Source organism: Nonomuraea antri (genome assembly GCF_013283785.1).
In the GTDB taxonomy this organism is placed as follows: domain Bacteria; phylum Actinomycetota; class Actinomycetes; order Streptosporangiales; family Streptosporangiaceae; genus Nonomuraea; species Nonomuraea antri.
This window is the reverse complement of record NZ_JABCPZ010000012.1, coordinates 72,493-93,302: the sequence shown is the minus strand read 5'-3', so window position 1 is coordinate 93,302 and position 20,810 is coordinate 72,493. Positions and strand designations below refer to the sequence as shown.

Sequence of the window (20,810 nt, the reverse complement as noted above, 5' to 3'; positions counted from 1 at the left end):
ACCTTGAGTTGCTGCAGTGTGAAGGTGGCGGGGCACGCTGGGCAAACCGCGGCGGACAGCACCGAGTCGAGCAGCCCGGGGAAGCGGGCGTCGAGGTCGTCGCGGCGCAAGCTCATGATCTTCATCCGGCCCACCTGCCTGGTGCAGACGACCCCGGCCTCGCGCAGCGAGCGGTAGTGGTGCGAGGCGGTCGACTTGTGCACGCCCAGCTCGTCACCGGCGGTGCTGCACGACAACTCGCCGCTGGCGGCCAGCCGGAGCACGATCTGCAGGCGCACGGGGTCGGCCAGGGTCCGCAGGATCTCCGTGAGCTGGATGTCCTCGGTGGCCGGATGGGGCAGCAGGCGCATGTTCCGACCCTACCTCCCTTGGATTGTTTGACAACAATCCAACTATACGACAGTTTGATGGAAGTCCAACTTTCGTGATGGAGGCTCAGTGAGCTCTCGGCTCTATCCCCTCGCTGTCGGAAATTTCGCCATCGGTACTGGCATGTTCGTGACGGCGGGGCTGTTGTCCCCGATCTCGGCGGATCTCGACATCTCGTTATCCGCCGCGGGTCAGCTCATGACGATCTTCGCGCTGGCCTACGCGGTGCTCTCGCCGCTGCTCGCCGCGATGACCGCGCGCCTGCCGCGCAAACGCGTGCTGCTCATCGGGATCGGCGTGTTCGTGCTGGCCAACGTGCTGACGGCGGTGGCGCCGACGTACCCGCTGGTGATGCTCACCCGCGTGGTCGCCGCGGCCGGGGCGGCCATGTTCACCCCGATCGCCTCCGGTGTGGCGAGCGCGCTGACCGAGCCGGAGCGGCGCGGGCGGGCGCTGGCGGTGGTGATGGGCGGCCTGGCCGTGTCGTCCGCGCTCGGCGTGCCGCTGGGCACCTGGCTGGGCGACGTCTCCGGCTGGCGGGCCACGCTGTGGCTGGTCGCCGGGCTCGGGGTGATCGGTTTCGCCGGGGTGGCGGCCGTGGTGCCCGACGTCCAGATACCGGTGGCCGGCGGGCTGGCCGAGCGGTTCGCGCCGCTGGCCGACCGGCGGGTGCTGGCCGTGCTGGTGACGCAGCTGCTCTTCTTCGCCGCCGGGTTCACCGCGTACACCTACATCGGCTCGCTCATCGACCTGCCGCTCACCGCCGTGTTGTGGGCCTGGGGGCTGGGCGGCGTCGTCGGCAACCACGTCGGCGGACGGCTCACCGACGCCTACGGCCCGCGCGCGATGGTGCTGATCGGCCTGGCCGCGGCCACCGTGTTCATGGCGCTCATCCCGGTGGCGAACCTGGCGCTGCCGGTGGCGCTGGTCTGGGCGTTCCTGTGGGGCGCGCTCGGCTGGGTGATCGCGCCGGCCCAGCAGTACCGGACCGTGGCCGCCGTCCCGGGCAACGTGCCGATCGGGCTCGGGCTGCTGTCGTCCGCCCAGTACGTCGGCCTGTTCGTGGCCGGGCTGTCCGGCGGCGCCGCGCTCACCTGGTACGGCAGGACCGGCGTGATCGTCCTGGCCGTCGGGCTCGGCCTGCTGGCCCTGCTGTTCACCCTGGTCACCTACCGTCCGGCGGCCTCCGTCTCGGCGAGGGAGAGCGTCCCGGTCAGGTAACGCTGCAGGTTCGGCGACACCGCGGCCACCACCTGGGCGGCGGGCATCGAGGCCAGCGGCTCGATCCGCAACACGTAACGGGACATGGCCAGGCCGATGAGCTGGGTCGCCACCAGCGCCGCGCGGACGTCCGCGCGGTCGCCGGTCAGCCGGGTGGTCAGCGGCCTGAGCAGTTCACCGGCCATGAGTCCCTTCAGCAGTTCGGCCGTGCCCGGCGTGGCGGTGGCCGCGTGCAGCACGGCCGAGAGCCGCCCGCCGTGCAGCGGGTCCTCCCACAGCTCCAGATACCTCGTCATGAGGCGTTCGCCGAGGCCGGCCGGGTCGCCGGCGAACGCCTCGGTCATCAGCCTGACCGGCATGCTGCCTTTGATCGCGGCCTGGAACAGGCCGTCCTTGGTGCCGAAGAAGTGCATCACCAGGGCGGGATCGACGCCGGCCGCCCTGGCCACCGCCCTGATCGTGGTCCCGGTGTAGCCGGTGGCGGTGAAGGAGGCGATGGCCGCCTCCAGGATCAGTTCCCTCGTCGGAGGTTCTTCGGTCATGGGGGTATTCAACCACGTTGAATTCATCTACCGTCGAGTTCAACATTGTTGAAGTCATCAGGTGGTGAAAAAATGCGGAAGATCATCGGGCTCGTGATCGGGGTCTCGCTGCTCGGCATGCTCTTCGCGGGCTCGTTCCTCGGCGCGTTCCACCAGCCGGAACCGCATGGGGTGCCGGTCGCCGTGGTCGCGCCGGCCGAGCTGGTCCAGCGGCTCCAGTCGGGCATCGACCAGCGCAAGGAGGGGGCGTTCTCGCTCGGCGCGTACCCCTCGTTCGACGCGGCGCGGGCGGCGCTGCTCGACCGTGAGGTCGACGCGGTGCTCGTGCCCGGAGAGGACCGGCTCGTGGTGGCCGGCGCGGGCGGCAGGACGGCCGCGACCGTGATCACCGCGGCCTTCCAGGGCGCCGCGCAGGCGCAGGGCCGCGTGCTGCGGGTGGAGGACGCGGTGCCGCTGCCGCCCGGCGACTCGGGCGGCATCTCCGGCATGTTCTACGTGCTCAGCCTGGTGCTGCCGGGCCTGGCGCTGGCACTGCTGCTCTCACGCGCCGCGCCCGGGCTCGGCCTGGCCGGCCGGCTCGGCGCCTTGGCGGCCGGCGCGCTGACGGCGGGCACGGCGGTGGCCTGGCTGGCCGACCCGGTGTTCGGCGCGCTGCCCGGCAGGTTCGGCTGGCTGGTGCTGGTGTCGTCGGGGATCGTGCTGACGATCGGGCTGGTCGTGTCGGGCCTGCTCAAGACCGTCGGCATGGCCGGGATGGGGCTGGCGGGGCTGCTGTTCATCCCGATCGGGCTGCCGGCCAGCGGAGGGCCGCTCGGGGCCAGGTTCATCCCCGAGTGGTACGCCGCCGTCGGGCAGTTCCTGCCGATCGGCCCGGCCGGCCAGGCCGTGCAGAACACGGTCTTCTTCGACGGCGCGGCACTCGGCGCCCCGCTCGGCGTGCTGACCGGCTGGGCGCTGCTCGGCCTGGTGCTGCTGATGCTGCCCGGCCGCCGCCCGGCGCCGGCGCCCGTGCCCGCGCCGGTCGCGGTCTAGGCGTCGATCCAGCCGAACGACACGGCGATCAGGATGAAGACGCCCAGCAGGATGCGGTAGACGACGAAACCGGTGAAGCGATGGTGGCTGATGAAGCGCAGGAACCAGGCCACCGCCGCGTAGCCGACGGCGAAGGAGATCACGGTGGCCAGGATGGTCGGGCCCCAGTCCGGGGCCTGGTTCTCGCCGATCTGCGACAGCTCCAGCAGCCCCGACGCCAACACCGCCGGGATGGCCAGCAGGAACGAGTACTTGGCCGCGTCTTCGCGCCGGTAGTCGAGCAGCAGGCCGGCGGTGATCGTGCCGCCGGAGCGCGAGACGCCCGGGATGAGCGCCAGCGACTGGGCGAAGCCGTAGACGATGGCGTGCGTGAAGCTGAGGTGCTTCTCCAGCGTGAGCTTGTTGCGCGCGGTGTGGTCGGCGATCCACAGGATGATCGCGAAGATGATCAGCGTGGAGCCGATCAGGCGCAGGTCGCGGGCGACGGTCTCGATCTGCGTCTTGAACACCACGCCGAGCACGCCGATCGGCAGCGAGCCGACGATGACGTACCAGCCCATGCGGGCCGCCCAGTTCGAGCGCAGTTCCTTGGTCCACAGCGAGCGCGTCCAGGTGGAGACGATCTCCCAGATCTCCTTGCGGAAGTAGATCAGCACGGCCGTCTCGGTGCCGAGCTGGATCACGGCCGTGAAGGCCGCGCCGGGGTCGTCCCAGCCCGCGAACTCGGAGACCACGCGGATGTGGGCGCTGGAGGAGATCGGCAGGAACTCGGTGAGCCCTTGGATCAAGCCCAGCACCACCGCTTCGAACCAGCCGATCACGACGACACCTTCCGTACGCGGGAGTGACGAGGTGAGGCTAGCGGAAACGGGGGCCCAGAAGTTGCTCGCGCAGGGCGTTCAGCGCGTGGGAATGTTCGACGGAACGGGGCTCGTCGAGTGAGTCGAGCGCCAGCAGCAGGGCGTCGGCGACGATGATCCCGGTCAGCGGCTCGGCGGTGATGCCGGTGGGCGTGTGCGGCGCGGCGAGGACCGCGTCGACCAGGTCGGCGAAGGCCCCGCCCAGTTCGTCGGAGATGAGGACGATCCCCGCGCCGACCGCGTGTGCGCGGTCGATGAGCACGGTGATCTCCTTGAGCTTGCGCCCCGGCTGGAAGATGACCAGCGCCTCGCCGTGGCTCAGCGACAGCAGGTCGTCGGCCAGCGCGAAGCCGGTGGCCGAGGTGGCCCTGGCCCGGTGGCCGCGCCGGCCCAGCTTGAGCGCCAGGTGCCTGGCCGCCGGGTCGGACGCGCCTGCCGCGTAGACGAGCACGCCGGGCGCGTTGACCAGCATCTCGACCGCCTTCTTGAACGCCTCGGAGTCGAACAGGCGGCGGCAGTGGTCGATGCGCTCGCGCGCCTCGTCGAAGACGCGTTCCCAGATGGCCGACAGGTCCTGCCCGACATGGCTGATGCGCTGCTGCAGCCGCACGTCGGGGGCCACCGACGAGGTGAACTCGGCGGCCAGCGCGCGCTTGAGCCCGGGCAGCCCGCCGAAGCCCAGCCGCTGCATGGTGCGGATCACGGTGGCGTTGCTGGTGCCGGTGGCGCCGCCCAGCTCTTGTGCGCTGGCGAACAGGATCTGCTCGGGCGAGGCGGTGATCAGGTATTGGCACACGGCCCGCTCGGCAGGCGACAAATCATCCCAGAGCTGCCTGACCACCGCTCTGAGCTGCTCAATCGGGCTGTGTGTATTTTCCATTACGACTCTTGACTCCCGTGTAGCGCTCATTACTCTTGGCTTGGAAACGACCGCTACAGACTTGCCGCCTCGTGAAATGAACGTTACAGGCATTTGGCCGGTCCAAGGAGCACCATTGAGCCTCACTTCCCTGCCGCTCGTCGAGATCTCCGGCGCCCCGCTCGAACGCGGCCGCCAGTACGGCGAGCAGGCCCGCGAGCGCGTGCGTCTGGCGCTGACCTACTACGCCGAGGCGTTCGCCCATTCCAGCGGCCTGACCTGGGAACAGGTCACGCAGCGGGCGGCGCGCTGGGTGGCGCCGAGCCAGGCGTTCGCCCCTGAGCTGGTCGAGGAGATGCGGGGCATCGCCGAAGGCGCCGGCGTCACGTTCGAGGACGTGCTGGCGCTCAACGCCCGCGGCGAGATCATCTACGACACCACGTTCAGCTCCATGGAGCCCGACGGCTGCACCTCGTTCGCGCTGCTGCCCGAGGCTTCCGGCGACGGCCACGTCTACGCCGGCCAGAACTGGGACTGGCGCGACGGCGTCTCCGACACGCTGATGGTGCTGCGGGTCGTCCAGCCGGGCAAGCCGACGGTGATCATGCATGTGGAGGCGGGGCAGGTCGGGCGGCAGGGGGCCAACTCGGCGGGCATCGCGCTCAACGCCAACGGGCTCGGCGGCCGCTTCGACGACACGGTCGGGGTGCCGCAGACGCTGATCAGGCGCCGGGTGCTCGACAGCGCCAACCTCAACGCCGCGCTGGAGGCGCTGACCAAGTCGCGCGCGCACATCGCCAGCAACGCGCTCATCACCCACCGCGACGGGTTCGCCGTCGACCTGGAGACCACGCCCGGCGCGGTCGGCTGGATGTACCCCACCGACGGCCTGCTCGTGCACGGCAACCACTACCAGGCGTTCATGCCGCCGCAACTGGCCGCCACCTACCGCCCCGGCTCGGCCGACTCGCTGTTCCGCGTGCCCAGGGCGGAGGCCGGGCTGCGCGCCGTGCGCGAGGCGTCGGGCAGCGCCGAGGCGCGCAAGCGCATCAGGGCGGCCATGTCCGACCACCTCGGCTATCCCGAGTCGCTGTGCACCCACCCCGACGAGACCCAGCCCGCCGTCAAGCGGTGGGCGACCCTGCTGTCGAGCTGCGTCGACCTCACCACCGGCGACTACTTGATCGCGGCCGGCACGCCCTGCGACCACGAGTACGAGCGCGTGCCCTGGAACCTCTACGACGGACCGCATGGAGAAGTGACCCCGTGAAGAAGACCCTCGCACTCGCCGGGCTGATCTGCCTGACCGCCGCCTGCGGCGGGCCGGCCGCCACCACCAAGGCCCCCGACCCGGCCAAGCTGACACTGGTCGACCAGACGGCCAAGGCCACCGGCGCGCTCGAATCGGCCGTCTGGCTGCTCGACGAGGAGCCGGGCACGCTCGACCTCGACGCCGACGGCGGCACCCCCAACCGCACCGTCATGGCCAACGTCTGCGAGCGCCTGATGCAGACCCAGCCCGACATGACGGTCAAGCCGTGGCTGGCCGAGAAGGTCGAGCAGCCCGACCCCAAGACCATGGTGCTCGACCTGCGCACCGACGCCACCTTCCACGACGGCACCCCCATCACCGCCGACGACGTGGTGTGGAGCCTGAAGCGGCACGCCGGCGAGGGCATGGACGAATCGGACGAGTTCGAGGACGTCGCCTCGGTGACCAAGACCGGCGACGCCCAGGTCACCATCGCATTCAAGAAGCCCAACGCATTGTTCGTGCAGGCCCTGGCAGGCGGCGCGGGCATCGTGCTGAACCAGAAGGTCATCGACGCGCAGGGCAAGGACTACGGCACCCCGGGCAACGACGACGCGTGCAGCGGCCCGTACCGGCTCAAGGAGTGGAAGTCCGGCAGCGAGCTGACCATCGAGCGTTACGACGCGTACTGGAACAAGGACGTCAAGCCGCTCACCAAGAGCGTCACGTTCAAGTGGGCCGACGAGACGGCGCTGGTCAACAGCCTGACCACGGGCGCGGCGCAGGGCGCGTACCTGTCCGACACGGGCCCGGCGGTGGCGCTGCAGGCCAATCCGGCGGTCAGCGTGACCTACGGGCCGACCACCCGGGTGTTCGTGCTGCTGCCCACCGACAAGGGCGTGATGAAGGACCCGAAGATCCGCCGCGCGCTGTCGCTGGCGATCGACCGGGCCGGCATCGCCAAGTCGGGCTTCGCCGGGGTGGCCAGGCCGTGGAAGGTGCCGGTCGGCGCGGGCGCCTGGTCGTACGAGAAGGCGGCCTTCCAGAGCGCCTACGACCAGCTCCAGGGCGCTCCCGACTCGCCGCGGATCGAGGAGGCCAAGAAGCTGGTGCAGGAGGCGGGCTCGCCCAAGGAGCCGATCGTGGTGGCCACCAACGGCGAGCAGTCGCGCACGGTCATCGCCAACGCGGTCGTCGACGCGGCCACCAAGATCGGCCTGACCGCGGAGATCAAGACCGTCCCGGCCGCGGAGTTCGGCAGCTTCTACACCGACAAGGCGCTGCGCGCCCAGGTCGACCTGGTGCCCGACGACTGGTACATCACCAAGTCCGACCCGATCGGCTTCTACGACAACGGCCTGACCGGCTCGTCGAACAACTGGGTCGGCTTCAGCTCGCCCGACTACGACCAGTTGGTCGCCAAGGCGCTGGAGACCACCGACGACGCCCAGCGCGCGAAAGACGTCATCGAGCTGCAGCGCCGCTTCACCGCCGACATGGTGTGGATCTCGCTGGTCGAGGTGCCGTCCGCGGTGGTGCTCGGCGGCAAGGTGACCGGGCCGCCCGCCTCGCAGGTGTTCATGGGCTACCCGTGGGCGGCCGACCTCGGGGCCAAGGGCTGAGCTGTGGTCCGCAAGCTCGCCGGGCTGGTCGTCACGCTGCTGGCCACCTCGTTCGTGATCTTCGGGGCGTCGTACGCGGCGCCCGGTGATCCCGTCACGTTCCTGGCCGGCGGCAAGGAGAACCTGACGCCCGAATACCTGGCCGCGATCCGCGCCCAGTACCACCTGGACGACCCGTTCCTGGTGCAGTACGGCCGCTGGCTCGGCGACGCGGTCACCGGGAACCTGGGCCGCTCGCTGCAGTACAACGACCAGGTCGGCGACCTGCTGCTGGCCCGGCTGCCCAGCACGCTGGGGCTGGTGGCGTACGCGGCGGTGCTGTTCGTGGTGTTCGGCGTGGCGCTCGGCGTGCTGGCGGCGGTGCGCGGCGGCCGCACCGACTCCGCCGTCGTGGCGGGCACCACGTTCGCCACCTCGGTGCCGCCGTTCGTCACCGGCACCGCGCTGATCTCGCTGTTCGGCGTGCAGCTCGGCTGGTTCCCGGTCATGGGCGGCGGCTCGCTGTGGCACCTCACGCTGCCCGCGATCACGCTCGCGCTCGGCGCGCTGGCCATCATCAGCCGGGTCACCAGGCAGGCCATGGTGGAGCAGCGCGAGCTCGACCACGTGAGCGTGGCCCGCGCGTCCGGGCTGGCCGAGCGGCTGATCGTGGTCAGGCACGTCTTCCGCGGCGCGCTCGGGCCGATCGTGACCATGTGCGGGCTGGTCACGGCCGGCATGCTGGCCGGCACGGTGACCGTCGAGACCGTGTTCGGGCTCAACGGCGTCGGCTCGCTGCTGGTGCACGCGATCAACACGCACGACTTCCCTGTCACGCAGGCGGTGCTGCTGCTCATGGTCACCGCCTACATCGCGGTGACCACGCTGGTCGAGCTGGTCCAGCCGCTGATCGACCCCCGAGTCAGGAGGACCTCGTGACCGCGATCGCGACGCTGTCGCCGAAGGCGGCCCAGCCGCTCGGCTACCGGCTCGCCGCCGCCTTCCTCGGCCTGGTCGTGGTGGCCGCGATCGCGGCGCCGCTGGTGGCGCCGTACGAGCCGGCCGCCGTCGACTTCGCCGCCACGCTCGCGCCGATGTCGCCCGACCACCTGCTCGGCGCCGACCAGTCGGGCCGCGACCTGCTGTCCAGGGTGCTGTACGGCGCGCGCACCTCGCTCATCGGCCCGCTGGCGCTGCTGGCCATCGCCTCCGTGCTCGGCGTCGCGCTGGGCACGCTGGCCGCCTGGCACCGCGGCTGGGTCGACGCCCTGGTCTCGCGGCTGACCGACGTCATGTACGCCTTCCCCGGGCTGCTGTTCGTGGTGCTGATCGTGGCCGTGTTCGGCAACGGCATGACCACGGCCGTGGTCGCGCTCGGCCTGGCCTACACGCCGACGATCGCCAAGTACACCAGGAGCGTGGCGATCGGCGAGTGCGGCAAGCCGTACATCGACGCCTATCGGGTGCAGGGCATGGGCGGGTTCACGATCTGCGTGCGGCATCTGGTGCCCAACCTGTCGCGGTCGATCGTCGGCTACCTGGTCGTGCTGTTCGGCGAGGGCCTGATGAGCCTGGCCACGCTGAGCTTCCTCGGGTTCGGCGCGCAGCCGCCGTCCTCCGACTGGGGGCTGATGGTCAAGGAGGGGCAGCCGGCCATCGTGCAGGGCGCGTTCCTGCCGGTGCTGGTGCCGGGCGCGGCGATCGCGCTGGTCGTCGTGTCGTTCAACGTGATCGGCGTACGCCTCGCCGACCGCATGGGCGTGAGGGGGACGTGATGTTGTTGTCCGTCGAGGGGCTGACGATCGAGGCGGGCGGCAGCCGGCCGATCCTGCGCGAGGTGTCGCTGAGCGTCGGCCAGGGCGAGATCGTCGGCCTGGTCGGCGAGTCCGGCTCGGGCAAGTCCACCATCGCCCGCTCGGTGCTCCGGCTGCTGCCCCAGCACGCGCGGGTGTCAGGACGAGTGCTGGTCGAGGGCGACGACGTGCTGACGATGGACCCGGGCGCGCTGCGGAACCTGCGGGCCTCCCGGGTGTCGATGATCTACCAGGACCCGCGTTCGTCGCTGAACCCGGTGCGGCGGATCGGCGACTTCCTGACCGAGCGCATGGTGCACACCCTGGGCCGGTCCAAGGCCGAGGCCCGGGCCAGGGCGCTGGAACTGCTGACCGCGGTCGGCATGCGCGAGCCCGAGCTGCGCCTGCGGCAGTACCCGCACGAGCTGTCCGGCGGCATGCTGCAGCGGGTGGTCATCGCCGCCGCGCTGGCCGCCGACCCGGCGCTGCTGCTGGCCGACGAGGCCACCAGCGCGCTCGACGTCACCACCCAGGCCGAAACGCTCGCCCTGCTGCGCAAGGTCCAGTCCGAACGCGGCCTGGGCATGTTGTTCATCACCCACGACCTGCACCTGGCCGCCGCCTTCTGCGACCGCGTCCATGTGCTGTACGCGGGCACCGTGGTCGAGTCGCGCCCGGCCAAGGAGCTGTTCGACGACCCGCGCCACCCGTACACGGCCGGGCTGCTGGCCTGCACGCCCGACCTGGCCGATCCCCGGCCGATCCAGCCCATTCCCGGCCGGCCGCCGTCGCTCGACGACGTCTTCGACGGCTGCCCGTTCGCGCCCCGCTGCCCGCACGCCGCCGACGTCTGCCTGACCGGGCGGCCAGAACCCGTGACCGTCGCCGGCGGATCCGCGGCCTGCCATCTGGTGGAGGTCTGATGCTCGCCGTGACCGATCTCAGCAAGGCCTTCCACCGTACGGTCGCCGCCGACCGGGTCTCCTTCGAGCTGGCCAGGGGCGGCTCGCTGGGCCTGGTCGGCGAGTCCGGCTCGGGCAAGACCACGATCGCGCGCATGCTGGTCGGCCTGGTCACCCCCGACTCCGGCACGATCAGCGTCGACGGCCGCGTCCGGGGAGCCAGGGAACGCGGCAGGGCCGCCAGGCTGCGCCGGGCCCGCGAGATCCAGATGGTCTTCCAGGACCCGTACGTCTCGCTCGACCCCCGGCTGACCGCGCTCGAATGCCTGCACTCGGTGCTCAGACTCCACGGCAGAGACCGGTCGCTGGCCGCCGGCCTGCTCGACCAGGTGGGCCTGGGCAGCCGCGAGGCCGGGGCCAGGCCGCACCAGCTCAGCGGCGGGCAGCGGCAGCGCCTGGCCATCGCCAGGGCGCTCGCGGTCGAGCCGGCCGTGCTCGTGCTCGACGAGGCCGCGGCCGCGCTCGACGTGTCCATCCAGGCGCAGATACTCGAACTCCTGGCCGAGGTGCGCCGCGAGTCCGGGGTCGCGCTGCTGTTCGTCAGCCACGACCTGGCCGTCGTCAGGCACCTGTGCGACGACACGCTCGTGCTGCACCGGGGCGTGGTCGTCGAACGCGGGCCGGTCGAGCGGGTGCTGGCCGAGCCCGAGCACGCCTACACCCGGCTGCTGCTCGACTCCGTGCCGCGTCCCGGGTGGGACCCGGCCCGGGTGACCCGATAGGAGAATTCCGCTCGAAGGTGTCATCCGATTCGTGCCGCCAGACGGTAGAGATCGGTGATGGATGCGTTCGGCGAGTACGTGACGGCGCGGTCGGCGCGGCTGCGCGGTACGGCGTACCTGCTCACCGGTGACTGGGCGACGGCTGAAGACCTGGTGCAGACCGCGCTGGCCCGGGCCTGGGCGGCCTGGCGGCGGATCGAGGGCGACCCCGACCCGTACGTCTACCGCGTGCTCGTCAACACCCACGCCTCGTGGTGGCGGCGGCGCTGGCGCGGCGAGGTGCCGACCGAGCGGCTGCCGGAGACCGCCGCGTCCGGCGACTTCACCCGCGAGGTGGGGGAGAAGGACGCGCTCTGGAACGCGATCAGAGGGCTGTCCGAGCGGCAGCGCGCGGTGATCGTCCTGCACTACTTCGAGGAGCTGACGCTGCCGCAGTGCGCCGGCGTGCTGGGCTGCTCGCTGGGCACCGTCAAGACCCAGCTCGGCCGGGCGCTGGCCAAGCTGCGCGTCCATCCCGAGATCAGGCTGGCGGAGGTGGAGCGATGACGTACACCGAGGAAGACCTGCGCGAGCTGCTGACCGAACGCACGGCCCTCGGGCCGGGGAGGAGCGTGAGCATCGCGATGATCAGACGACGGGGGCGGCGGGTCAAGGCGGCCAGATGGGCGGCGGGCGTGGCGCTGGCAGGGGCCGCCGCGGCCGTCGTGGTGTGGGCGCTGCCCGCGACCGTGCCCACGAACGCGCCCGCGCCCGCCGCGCAGCCGTCGGCGGCGGGCTCGACCACGACCTCGGCCACGACCTCGGCTTCTGCTTCGCGCAAGCCGGTCGACCCGCGGGGGCCGCTGCCGAAGACCTTCGGCGACCTGGTGAACATCGGCGGCGCGGGCTCCGACAGGTCCGCCGTCAGCGTGCCCGTCACGGTAGAGCCGACGAGCCATCTCACCACGGTCAGCGTCAGTTGCACCGACCCGGGGGGCTGGGTGGTCACCCAGGTCAAGAACAGCTCGGCGGCCAAGGTGACCGACTGCGCGGGCGGCCGGGTGGAGCACCGCTACGCCAAGTCCGCCCTGCCGCCCGACTGGACCAGCAAGCCGCAGATCATCCGGGTCTGGGTGTTCCCGGCCACGTCGCTGGTCGAGCGGGTCTCGCTGGCCGACTGCGAGGTGCCCGACAAGGTGAAGGGCACCTGCAACGGCAGGTTCGCCGTGGAGGAGCTGACCAGGTTCGAGGTGACCATCGGGCTGGGCGCCGAGCTGGGCGGCGTCCAGCCGGGCGCGTGGAGCGCGGCGGTCTTCGACAAGCGCTGAGCGGACCGCGCAGGTCTACGCCGTGCCCTGGGCGAACGTGCGGGCGAAGTCGGTGAAGTCGCGGGCCGGGCGGCCGAGCGCCTGGCGCACCCCGTCGGCCACGTACGCGTTGCGCCCGTCCAGCACGTCGGTGAACAACGCGTTCAGCCCGGCCGCCTCCTCCTCGGGCACCCCGTGCTCGACGGCCGAGGCGAGGAACTCGGCGGAGGTGACCGGCAGGTACACGATGTCCCTGCCGGTCGCCTTCGACAGCTCGGCCGCCACGTCGGCGAACGTGAGCAGCCTGGGGCCGGTCAGCTCGTAGTGCCGTCCGGCGTGGGCGTCCCCGGTGAGCGCGGCCACGGCGATCTCGGCGATGTCGTCCACGTCGAGGAACGGCTCGGCCACGTCCTGGGCGGGCAGCGCGATGACGCCGCTGAGCACCGGGTCGAGCAGGAAGCCCTCGCTGAAGTTCTGCATGAACCAGCTGCAGGTCAGGATCGTCCACTCCAGCCCGGAGCCCTTGACGACCTCCTCGGCGGCCTGGGCCTGCTCCTCGCTGCGGCCCGACAGCAGCACCAGCCGCCCGACCCCGGCCGCCTTGGCCTGCTCGACGAACGCCTCGATGTCCGCGAGCGCCCCCGGGAAGGCCAGATCGGGATAGTAGGAGAGATAGGCGGATTCGACCCCGTCGAGCGCGGGGGCGTAGGTGGCGCGGTCGGCCCAGTCGAAGGCCGGCGTGGCCGAGCGGGAGCCGGAACGTACCGGCAGCCCGAGCGCGGTCAGCCGGTCGGCGATGCGGCGGCCGGTCTTGCCGGTGGCGCCCGTGATCAGAATCGTCATGTTCCTAGTAAGCCGCCATTCGGTTGGACTCTCCATGGTTGAGAAGCGCAATCCCATATGCGATCGTCTAACCCATGGATCAGCTGGCCGCCCTCCTCGACGGGCCTCGGGCGCGTAACGCGTTCCTGCTGCGCTCGTTGCTGAACCCGCCGTGGTCGCTGCGCATCCAGGACGAGGCCCCGCTCACGCTGGCCGCGCTCGTCCGCGGCTCCGCCTGGGTGCTGCCCGACCGGGGCGACCCGATGGAGCTGGCGCCGGGCGAGGTGGCGATCCTGCGCGGGCCCGAGCCGTACACGGTGGCCGACCACCCGGAGACCGCGCCGCAGATCATCATCCACCCCGGGCAGCACTGCACCACGCTCGACGGGCAGTCCCTCTACCAGGCGATGGACCTGGGCGTGCGAAGCTGGGGGAACGACCCCGACGGGGCCACCGTACTGATCACCGGGACGTACCAGATGGAGGGCGAGGTCAGCAGACGGCTGCTGGAAGCGCTGCCCGCGTTGCTGAAGCAACCCGGCGGCCCGGTCATCGGCCTGCTCCGCGACGAGATCGTCAAGGACGAGCCGGGCCAGGAGGCGGTGCTCGACCGGCTGCTCGACCTGCTGCTCATCGCGGCGCTGCGATCCTGGTTCGCCACCCACGAGGCGCCGGCCTGGTACCGGGCGATGGGCGACCCGCTGGTCGGGCGGGCCATGCGGATGCTGCAGAACAACCCGGCACACCCCTGGACGGTCGCCGCGCTCGCCGCCCAGGTGGGTGTCTCGCGTGCCTCGCTGGCCAGGCGTTTCACCGACCTGGTCGGCGAGCCGCCGATGGCCTTCCTCACGGACTGGCGCCTGGCCATGGCCGCCGACCTGCTGCGCGAGCCGGACGCCACGGTCGGCTCGGTGGCCAGGAAGGTCGGCTACGGCAGCCCGTTCGCGCTGAGCACCGCGTTCAAACGGGTGCGCGGCGTCAGCCCGCAGGAGTATCGGGCGGGAGTGCTCGGATGAAGCCGCTGCTGCTGGTCGACGTCGACGGGGTGCTCAACCCGATGAGCCGTCCCTCGCCCGACTTCCGCCGCTACCGGTGCAGCATCGGCAGCGAGGTCTACACCGTGCACCTGAACGCCAAGCACGGGCGCGGCCTGCTCGATCTGGCCCTGGCCACCGGGGCCGAGCTGGTCTGGGCCACCACCTGGGAACACCACGCCAACGACTGGATCGCGCCGCGGATCGGCCTGCCCCCGCTGCCCGTCATCCCCATGACCCCCGTGCTGCCCAACGAGCACGGCGAGATGTTCAAGACCCCGCACGTGGCCGCGTACGCCGAGCGTCGGCCGTTCGTCTGGTTCGACGACCAGGTGTGGGCGGAGGACGAGGAGTACCTCAGGGTGCATCAGGGTCTCGATGATTTCCTGCTCGTCCACGTCGATCCCAGACATGGCCTGACCAGGGAACATCTGGCCATGGCGCACGAGTGGCTGACCCTTACAGGGTTTTCTCAGGGTCCGTAGTGGGAGAGGTACGACCTGGCCGACCGTTTCACAGATAGGTCGTAACCACACGGAGGAACAAGGAATGTACCGCTCAAGAGACCACAAGATCATCGCTGGCGTCTGCGGCGGTCTCGCCGACAAGATGGGTCTGCCGCCCACGCTGGTCCGGATTCTCTGGCTGATCCTGTCGCTCCTGCCCGGCCCGATGTGGGTGCTCTACATCGCCATGTGGATCCTCGTCCCCCAGGAGCCGAAGAAGTACTAGGGCGGCATATCCTCGAAGGCATGAGGGCAAGGCCGCTGACGCTCGTCCAGGATGAGCTCGTCGACTACGACATGGCGATGGAACGCATGGCCGACCTGGTCGGCCGGCGCCAGCGGGACGAAAGTCCCGACACACTCTGGCTGCTCAGCCATCCGTCGGTCTACACGATCGGCCGTCGTACGCCGATGGAGCACCTGCCCGACCCTTCACGTGGCATCCCCGTGGTCGAGACCGGCCGCGGGGGCCAGCTCACCTACCACGGCCCCGGCCAGCTCGTCGGCTACCTGATCGTCAAGCTGTCGGAAGACCAGGGCATCGTCGACTACGTCCGCGAGGTGGAGCTGCGCCTGGTGGAGGCGCTCGGCAAGCTCGGCCTGCCCGCCGAGCGCCGTGACACCCCGCCGGGTTCCGAACTGCTGACGGGCGTCTGGACGGCCGAGACCGGCCGCAAGATCATCTCGATCGGCATGCGCCAGAGCCGCGGCGTCACCAGCCACGGCTTCGCGCTCAACGTCGACGGCGACCTGGAGCCGTGGCACTGGGCGGTCGCCTGCGGCATGCCCGACGTGGACATGACCTCGCTCAAGCGCGAGCTGGGCGACGTCGCCATGGCCGACGTCCGCGCCGCGGTCGCCGCCGCCTTCGAAGCGTCCTGACACTTTCCTGCCGAGGGGCGCGCTCCTGGCGAAGGGCACTCTCCTGACGAAGGGCGCTCTCCTGACGAGGGGCGCGGCCGGCACCACGCCCCTCGCCGGAGTCTCAGGGGACGGGCACCTCGTCGATGGTGCGGCGGGGGCCCTTGAACCAGTGCTTGGCCGACACCGCCCACCACAGGGCGATGCCGATGAGCACCACGCCGACCGCGATCGGCGCGTAGTTCACCGACGTCCAGGTGAAGTCGGCGTTGCCGGGCACGCCGGCCGGTGAGAACGGCATGATGAAGTAGATCGAGACGATCACGATCTCGACGCAGGCGATCCAGCACAACACCCGATACTTCCTGCCCAGCGTCCACGGGCCGGGCTGGAACGCCTCGCCCATGCGCAGCCGCAGCCAGATCGGGATGAGGAAGGCCAGGTAGAGGCCGATGACCGCGATCGAGACCACGGCGTAGAAGGCGACAGGGGTCGAGGAGCCGGGCGGGGCGTACAGGGCGGGCAGGGTGAGCAGGGCGGCGGCCACGCAGCCGCCGATGATCGCGTAGACCGGGGTGCGGTTGCGGTCGACCTTCGACCACAGCCGCCAGCCGGGCACCGCGCCGTCGCGGGAGAACGCGTACGTCATCCGCGACATCGAGGTCACGCAGCTCATGCCGCAGAAGAACTGGCCGATCGTGGAGATCGCGAAGATCGCGGTGGCCAGCGGCGACGACAGCGCGGTCTCGAAGATCGCGCCGACGAATCCGCCCTGTTTGTTGATCTCGTCCACGTTGGTGGCGGCGAACAGGAACGACAGCAGCAGGATCCAGCCGCCGATCGCCGAGTAGAAGATCGACTGCCACAGGCCGCGCGCCGCGGACCTGGCCGCGCCGTGGGTCTCCTCCGAGACGTGGGCGCAGGCGTCGAAGCCGGTGATCGTGTACTGGGTGAGCAGGAAGCCCAGCGGCAGCACGTACAGCCAGAAGGGCAGGCCGTCCGAGCCGTCGCCGAAGCCGGAGTTGTTGTTCGTGCCGAAGAAGACGAACTCGGCCGACTGGTGCTGGCTGGGCGCGAAGATCAGGATGGCGACCACGATCGCGGCGCCGGCCACGTGCCACCAGACCGAGACGTTCTGCAGCAGCGAGATGAGCTTGTGGCTGTAGATGTTGATCAGCGCGTGCAGCGCCAGGATGATCACGAACAGCAGGAACGCCTGCGGCAGCGTGGCCTCCCAGCCGCCGTTGGTCAGCCGGTTGAGCGTGATGTTGAGGAACGTGGCACAGCCGTAGTCGACCGAGGCGGTCACCGCGATGAGGCCGATCAGGTTGAGCCACCCGGTGAACCAGCCGTGGATCGGCTTGCCCATCTTGGCGGCCCACCAGTAGATGCCGCCCGCCGTCGGGTACGCCGAGACCAGCTCGGACATGCAGAAACCGATGATCAGGATGAACAGGGAGATGAGTGGCCAGCCCCACGAGATGGCGATGGGGCCGCCGTTGTTCCAGGCTTGACCGAAGGTGGTGAAGCAGCCGGCGAGGATCGAGATGATGGAGAAGGAGATCGCGAAGTTGGAGAATCCGCTCCAGGTCCGGGCCAGCTCCTGCTTGTAGCCGAGCTCGGCGAGTCGCCTGGAATCCTCTTCAAGGGTCATGAGGTCTCCCTGGGGGGGCGCGGAGGACGCTCTATTTGGTCTACGTCTAGACCATTTCCTTGCCAAGGACAAGGCGTTACAGCCGAGTTTCGACTCTGTCAGTAACGGAACGTCGGCAAGTCGGAGCCCCAGATTACCGACCGCGACTCTAACATTACTGAATGTGAATGAGTCGAAGCGCATAGAGATCAGTTGGCCGAGCCTGGGAATGACGGTGTCGGCCACGCTTGACGAGCGCAATCTCGCGCTCTCCGAGGCGTTGTGGGACGCACTGCCCTACTGCACGCTGCAAGGTCATGCACTGGTGGCCGGCCGGCACCTGTACCACCTGGCCCCGATCCACGGCCTGCTGCATCTGCCCGCCACCCACCGCGTCGACCGCCGTACGGTGCCCGACGGCACGGTCTTCTGCTCCCGCCTGCAGCACCTCGGCATCAAGTACGGCGAGCTGACCGAGCCCATGACCGCCACTCCGGTCGGACAGGTGGCGGAGGCGGACCTCGACGTGCTCGCCGAGGCCGGGCAGGCGGTCTGGGAGGCCGTCTTCTCCACCAAGAAGCCGGTCCTGGCCGAGGTGCGCCGGGCCGACACCGCCACCGGTCACCGGCTGCCCCTGCTGGGCGCGACCAACCCGCAGGTGAACGCGCTCATCCGGGACGTGCACGCGGAAACGGACCGGATCTGGCTGCAGGCGCCGCGCGAGCTGGTCGACCTGCACGAGGGCCGCGTCGCCTCGGGCGCGGGCAGCTTCGGCACGCTGCTGACCACCCTGGTCTTCGTCAACGGCGAGACCCGGCCGCTGGGCTACGCCTGCTACGGCGGGCTGGTGCGGGCGGCGTCGGAGGGCATGCCGATGGACGCGCTGCGGCACATGGCCCGCGTCCTGGCCGGCACCCCGGCCGAGTTCCTCGGCTACTGCGGGCTGGAGAACCTGTGGGGCTTCACCCGCAGGATGCTCGACCTGCTCGACTCCATCGACGACCGCGACGACTTCACCGCCCTGATGGCGCACCTGGCGCTGTACGTCAACTGCCTGGGCAGCTGGAACTCGCACCTGTTCCCGTGGGAGGCGGAGCAGCGTCCCGGCGGAGTGCCGGCGTGACGGCCGAGCGCACCGGGACGGTGGTGATCGGCGGCGGCGTGATCGGCCTGTCGATCGCCTTCCACCTGGCGGAGGCGGGCGTCGCCACCGTGCTGCTGGAACGCGACGCGCTGGGCTCCGGCGCCTCGAAGGCCACCGCGGACGTGGTGCGGGCGTACTTCGCCGGCAACGTCGCCAGCTCGGCGCTGGCCGTCCGCAGCCTGGCCGCCTACCACGCCTTCCCCGAACGGCCGGGCTTCGACCTGCCCCTGCGGCAGGTCGGCTACCTGGTGCTGTTCACCGAGCCCGGGCAGGTGGCGAGCTTCGAGGCCGACCTGCCCGGTCAGCGCGCCGCCGGCGTCGAGGTCGAGCTGATCAGCCCGGACGAGGCCAGGCGGCGCAACCCGCTCATCGGCGACGACGTGCCGCTGCTGGCCGCCGCCTGGTCGCCGGCCGCCTACGTCTCCGACACCGCGGCCATCGTCAAGGGCTACGCCGAGGCGGCCAGGAACGCCGGCGCGGAGCTGCGTACGCACTGCCCGGTCACCGCCGTCGACCCGGCCGCAGGTCTCGTCCACACCACGGACGGCCCGGTCCGGGCCGAGGCGATCGTGTGCGCGGCCGGCGCCTGGTCGGGCGATCTCGCCAGGTCGGCGGGAGTGCGGCTGCCGCTCACCGAGCCGGTCGTGCAGGAGCTGCTCACCACCGGGCCGCTGCCGCGCACCCCGGACATCCCGGTCACCCTGCACGCCGCCAGCGGCCTGCTCGTCCGCCTGCGCGGCGACCGGCTGCTGATCGGGATGGGGTACCCGGACCAGGAACGCGAGCTCTGGCGCGAGCGGGTGGCCACGCAGCTCGCCGCCGTCTATCCGGGCCTGGCCGGGGCCGAGCTGCACACCGCCGTCACCGGCGTGCGCGACGCCAGCCCGGACCGCACCGCCTTCCTCGGCCGCGCGCCCGGGGCGGCCACGTTCCTGTACGCCGCCGGCTTCTCCGGCCACGGCCTGTGCAACGCCCCGGCGGCCGGCGAGCTCATCCGCGACCTCTGCCTCGGCCGGGACCCGGAGCTCGGCCAGGACCTGGGCCTCGACCTGGCCCGGCTGTCGGCCACCCCGGAACGGGCGGGGGAGCGATGACCTCGGACGGCGTGAAGGGCGGGCTCGGCCCCGCCGTGCTGCGCGGGCTGCGCTCGGCCGGCTCGCGCGAGGCGCTGGTGCACGAGAACCGGCGGCTGAGCGGCGACCAGGTGCTCGCGGCGGTGTCGGCCGGGGTGGCGGGACTGATCGCCCGGGGGGTGCGGTCCGGCGACCCGATCGCCTGCCTGTACGGCACCCACCCGGAGTCCCCGATCGCCCGGCTGGCCGCGCTCATGCTGGGCTGCCCGTTCGTGCACCTGCTGCCGGCCGTCCCGGTGCGGGTCGCGGCCGAGACGATGCGGGAGATGGGCGTCCGCGTCCTGCTCCACGAGTCGACGATGGCCGAGACGGCGGGGGAACTGCTCGCGGAGTGCCCGGTGCCCGTGCACGCCCGGCTGGGGTACGAGACCGGCGACCTGTTCGCGGCCGGGCCCGCGCCGGCGATCGCGCCCGTCCGGGTCGGGCCGGAGGTCGTCTCCTCGGTGACGTTCAGCACCGGCACCACCAGCCTGCCCAAGGCCGTCGCCTACAGCCACCGGGCCGAGTCCGCCCAGCTCATGACGGCCAAGTCGGTGTACGGCCGGGGCCCGTGGCGCTACCTGCTCCTGCCCGGCGACCACCTGCCCAACCAGATCACCCTGTGGACGCTGGCCACCGGCGGCACCGCGATCCTGACCGACGACGCCGGACCGGAACGGTTCGTCCGGCTCGCCAACGGCGAACGCGTGACGCACGCGGAACTGCCCACCTCGGCCCTGTACGACCTGGCCGATCACCTCGCCGCCACCGGGGTGCGGTTCGACCGCCGGCTGCGCTCGCTGGCCTACGGCGGCGAGGCGGCCGTCCCGGTGCGCCTGGCCCGGGCCGCCGAACTCCTGGCCCCGGTGTTGCTGCACTGCTACGGGTCGACGGAGGCCGGGTTGATCACCGCGCTGCCCGCCGCCGCCCACGCCAGGGCGGCCCTGCTCGCCTCGGTCGGCTTCCGCGCACCGGGGGTCGAGGTACGCGTCTGCGACCAGGACGGTGTCCCGCTGCCCGCCGGCGCCGCCGGTGAGGTGTGGACCCGATCGCCGCAGGTCATGACCGGCTACGTGGGCGACTCCGAACGCACCGCGGGCAAGCTGCGCGGGGGCTGGCTGCGTACCGGCGACCTCGGCCGTCTCGACGCCGACGACTACCTGTTCCTGCTCGGCCGCCTGGAATCGCTCTCCTGAGCG

At 71.1% G+C, this 20,810-nt stretch carries 23 protein-coding genes; 17 read left to right on the top strand and 6 right to left on the bottom strand.

Annotated features, from left to right (window positions below):
* Nucleotides 1-350 (bottom strand): ArsR/SmtB family transcription factor (locus HII36_RS06795; protein ID WP_173522193.1); only part of this gene is annotated, 350 nt, incomplete at its 3' end.
* An 88-nt stretch (nt 351-438) separates the two neighbouring features.
* Between HII36_RS06795 and HII36_RS06790 the strand changes: the two genes are divergently transcribed.
* Complete coding sequence (locus HII36_RS06790; RefSeq protein ID WP_328807609.1) at nt 439-1,590, top strand: MFS transporter; 1,152 nt, start codon at nt 439-441, stop codon at nt 1,588-1,590.
* On the opposite strand, the gene HII36_RS06785 is transcribed toward HII36_RS06790, so the two are convergent.
* Nucleotides 1,539-2,132: a TetR/AcrR family transcriptional regulator gene (locus tag HII36_RS06785; RefSeq protein ID WP_173522191.1), complete on the bottom strand. Its 594-nt coding sequence runs from the start codon at nt 2,130-2,132 to the stop codon at nt 1,539-1,541. The two genes, HII36_RS06790 and HII36_RS06785, sit on opposite strands and share 52 nt — an antisense overlap.
* A gap of 72 nt (nt 2,133-2,204) precedes the next feature.
* Here HII36_RS06785 and HII36_RS06780 point away from each other — a divergent pair, with 72 nt between their 5' ends.
* Entirely contained in the window at nt 2,205-3,164 is a 960-nt protein-coding gene (locus tag HII36_RS06780; protein WP_173522190.1) for a hypothetical protein, read from the top strand.
* Here HII36_RS06780 and HII36_RS06775 read toward each other — a convergent pair.
* Together HII36_RS06775 and HII36_RS06770 are read right to left on the bottom strand one after the other, a co-directional pair.
* The gene (locus HII36_RS06775) at nt 3,161-3,985 is read right to left on the bottom strand and encodes an undecaprenyl-diphosphate phosphatase (protein WP_173522189.1); all 825 of its coding nucleotides are present in this window, start codon (nt 3,983-3,985) and stop codon (nt 3,161-3,163) included. The two genes, HII36_RS06780 and HII36_RS06775, sit on opposite strands and share 4 nt — an antisense overlap.
* A gap of 37 nt (nt 3,986-4,022) precedes the next feature.
* Nucleotides 4,023-4,904 (bottom strand): MurR/RpiR family transcriptional regulator, encoded by an 882-nt coding sequence (locus tag HII36_RS06770; RefSeq protein WP_217369234.1) that lies wholly within the window; start codon nt 4,902-4,904, stop codon nt 4,023-4,025.
* Between the two features lie 115 nt (nt 4,905-5,019).
* Between HII36_RS06770 and HII36_RS06765 the strand changes: the two genes are divergently transcribed.
* The 8 genes from HII36_RS06765 to HII36_RS06730 are packed head-to-tail and all read left to right on the top strand — an operon-like array spanning nt 5,020 to nt 12,520.
* Nucleotides 5,020-6,153: a C45 family autoproteolytic acyltransferase/hydolase gene (locus HII36_RS06765; protein WP_236003246.1), complete on the top strand. Its 1,134-nt coding sequence runs from the start codon at nt 5,020-5,022 to the stop codon at nt 6,151-6,153.
* Nucleotides 6,150-7,757, top strand: a complete 1,608-nt coding sequence (locus HII36_RS06760) for an ABC transporter substrate-binding protein (protein ID WP_217369233.1) — start codon at nt 6,150-6,152, stop codon at nt 7,755-7,757. Before HII36_RS06765 ends, HII36_RS06760 begins: the two co-directional genes overlap by 4 nt.
* 3 nt (nt 7,758-7,760) lie before the next feature.
* On the top strand, nt 7,761-8,675 hold the full coding sequence (locus HII36_RS06755) for an ABC transporter permease (protein ID WP_328807608.1): 915 nt from the start codon (nt 7,761-7,763) through the stop codon (nt 8,673-8,675).
* Nucleotides 8,672-9,511, top strand: a complete 840-nt coding sequence (locus tag HII36_RS06750) for an ABC transporter permease (protein WP_173522186.1) — start codon at nt 8,672-8,674, stop codon at nt 9,509-9,511. Before HII36_RS06755 ends, HII36_RS06750 begins: the two co-directional genes overlap by 4 nt.
* Nucleotides 9,511-10,452 (top strand): ABC transporter ATP-binding protein, encoded by a 942-nt coding sequence (locus tag HII36_RS06745; protein WP_173522185.1) that lies wholly within the window; start codon nt 9,511-9,513, stop codon nt 10,450-10,452. Before HII36_RS06750 ends, HII36_RS06745 begins: the two co-directional genes overlap by 1 nt.
* A complete protein-coding gene (locus tag HII36_RS06740) occupies nt 10,452-11,213 on the top strand; it encodes an ABC transporter ATP-binding protein (RefSeq protein ID WP_173522184.1) in 762 nt (253 codons plus the stop codon). The genes HII36_RS06745 and HII36_RS06740 overlap by 1 nt, the downstream gene beginning before the upstream one ends.
* Nucleotides 11,214-11,270: 57 nt before the next feature.
* Nucleotides 11,271-11,759, top strand: a complete 489-nt coding sequence (locus HII36_RS06735; RefSeq protein ID WP_173522202.1) for a SigE family RNA polymerase sigma factor — start codon at nt 11,271-11,273, stop codon at nt 11,757-11,759.
* Nucleotides 11,756-12,520, top strand: coding sequence for a hypothetical protein (locus HII36_RS06730; protein WP_173522183.1), 765 nt, complete (start codon nt 11,756-11,758; stop codon nt 12,518-12,520). The genes HII36_RS06735 and HII36_RS06730 overlap by 4 nt, the downstream gene beginning before the upstream one ends.
* 15 nt (nt 12,521-12,535) lie before the next feature.
* Here the strand turns inward: HII36_RS06730 and HII36_RS06725 are convergent, their stop codons facing one another.
* Nucleotides 12,536-13,342, bottom strand: coding sequence for an NmrA family NAD(P)-binding protein (locus HII36_RS06725; protein WP_217369232.1), 807 nt, complete (start codon nt 13,340-13,342; stop codon nt 12,536-12,538).
* Nucleotides 13,343-13,416: 74 nt separating this feature from the next.
* Here HII36_RS06725 and HII36_RS06720 point away from each other — a divergent pair, with 74 nt between their 5' ends.
* The 4 genes from HII36_RS06720 (at nt 13,417) to lipB (ending at nt 15,743) form a co-directional block, all read left to right on the top strand.
* On the top strand, nt 13,417-14,337 hold the full coding sequence (locus tag HII36_RS06720) for an AraC family transcriptional regulator (RefSeq protein ID WP_173522182.1): 921 nt from the start codon (nt 13,417-13,419) through the stop codon (nt 14,335-14,337).
* The gene (locus tag HII36_RS06715; RefSeq protein WP_173522181.1) at nt 14,334-14,840 is read left to right on the top strand and encodes an HAD domain-containing protein; all 507 of its coding nucleotides are present in this window, start codon (nt 14,334-14,336) and stop codon (nt 14,838-14,840) included. The genes HII36_RS06720 and HII36_RS06715 overlap by 4 nt, the downstream gene beginning before the upstream one ends.
* Before the next feature lie 64 nt (nt 14,841-14,904).
* Nucleotides 14,905-15,087 (top strand): PspC domain-containing protein, encoded by a 183-nt coding sequence (locus tag HII36_RS06710; RefSeq protein ID WP_173522180.1) that lies wholly within the window; start codon nt 14,905-14,907, stop codon nt 15,085-15,087.
* 20 nt (nt 15,088-15,107) lie between these two features.
* On the top strand, nt 15,108-15,743 hold the full coding sequence (lipB, locus tag HII36_RS06705) for a lipoyl(octanoyl) transferase LipB (protein WP_173522179.1): 636 nt from the start codon (nt 15,108-15,110) through the stop codon (nt 15,741-15,743).
* A 103-nt stretch (nt 15,744-15,846) separates the two neighbouring features.
* Here lipB and HII36_RS06700 read toward each other — a convergent pair whose 3' ends face one another.
* On the bottom strand, nt 15,847-17,376 hold the full coding sequence (locus HII36_RS06700) for an amino acid permease (protein WP_173522178.1): 1,530 nt from the start codon (nt 17,374-17,376) through the stop codon (nt 15,847-15,849).
* Nucleotides 17,377-17,584: 208 nt separating this feature from the next.
* Between HII36_RS06700 and HII36_RS06695 the strand changes: the two genes are divergently transcribed.
* Genes HII36_RS06695 through HII36_RS06685 form a run of 3 tightly spaced genes read left to right on the top strand, consistent with a single transcriptional unit; the run spans nt 17,585 to nt 20,807 of the window.
* Nucleotides 17,585-18,478 carry a cucumopine synthase-related protein gene (locus tag HII36_RS06695; protein WP_217369241.1) on the top strand — a complete coding sequence of 298 codons (894 nt, stop codon included), beginning with the start codon at nt 17,585-17,587 and terminating at the stop codon, nt 18,476-18,478.
* The gene (locus tag HII36_RS06690) at nt 18,475-19,593 is read left to right on the top strand and encodes an NAD(P)/FAD-dependent oxidoreductase (protein ID WP_173522176.1); all 1,119 of its coding nucleotides are present in this window, start codon (nt 18,475-18,477) and stop codon (nt 19,591-19,593) included. The genes HII36_RS06695 and HII36_RS06690 overlap by 4 nt, the downstream gene beginning before the upstream one ends.
* Nucleotides 19,590-20,807 (top strand): class I adenylate-forming enzyme family protein, encoded by a 1,218-nt coding sequence (locus HII36_RS06685; protein ID WP_173522175.1) that lies wholly within the window; start codon nt 19,590-19,592, stop codon nt 20,805-20,807. The genes HII36_RS06690 and HII36_RS06685 overlap by 4 nt, the downstream gene beginning before the upstream one ends.
* The last annotated feature ends 3 nt before the right edge of the window (nt 20,808-20,810 follow it).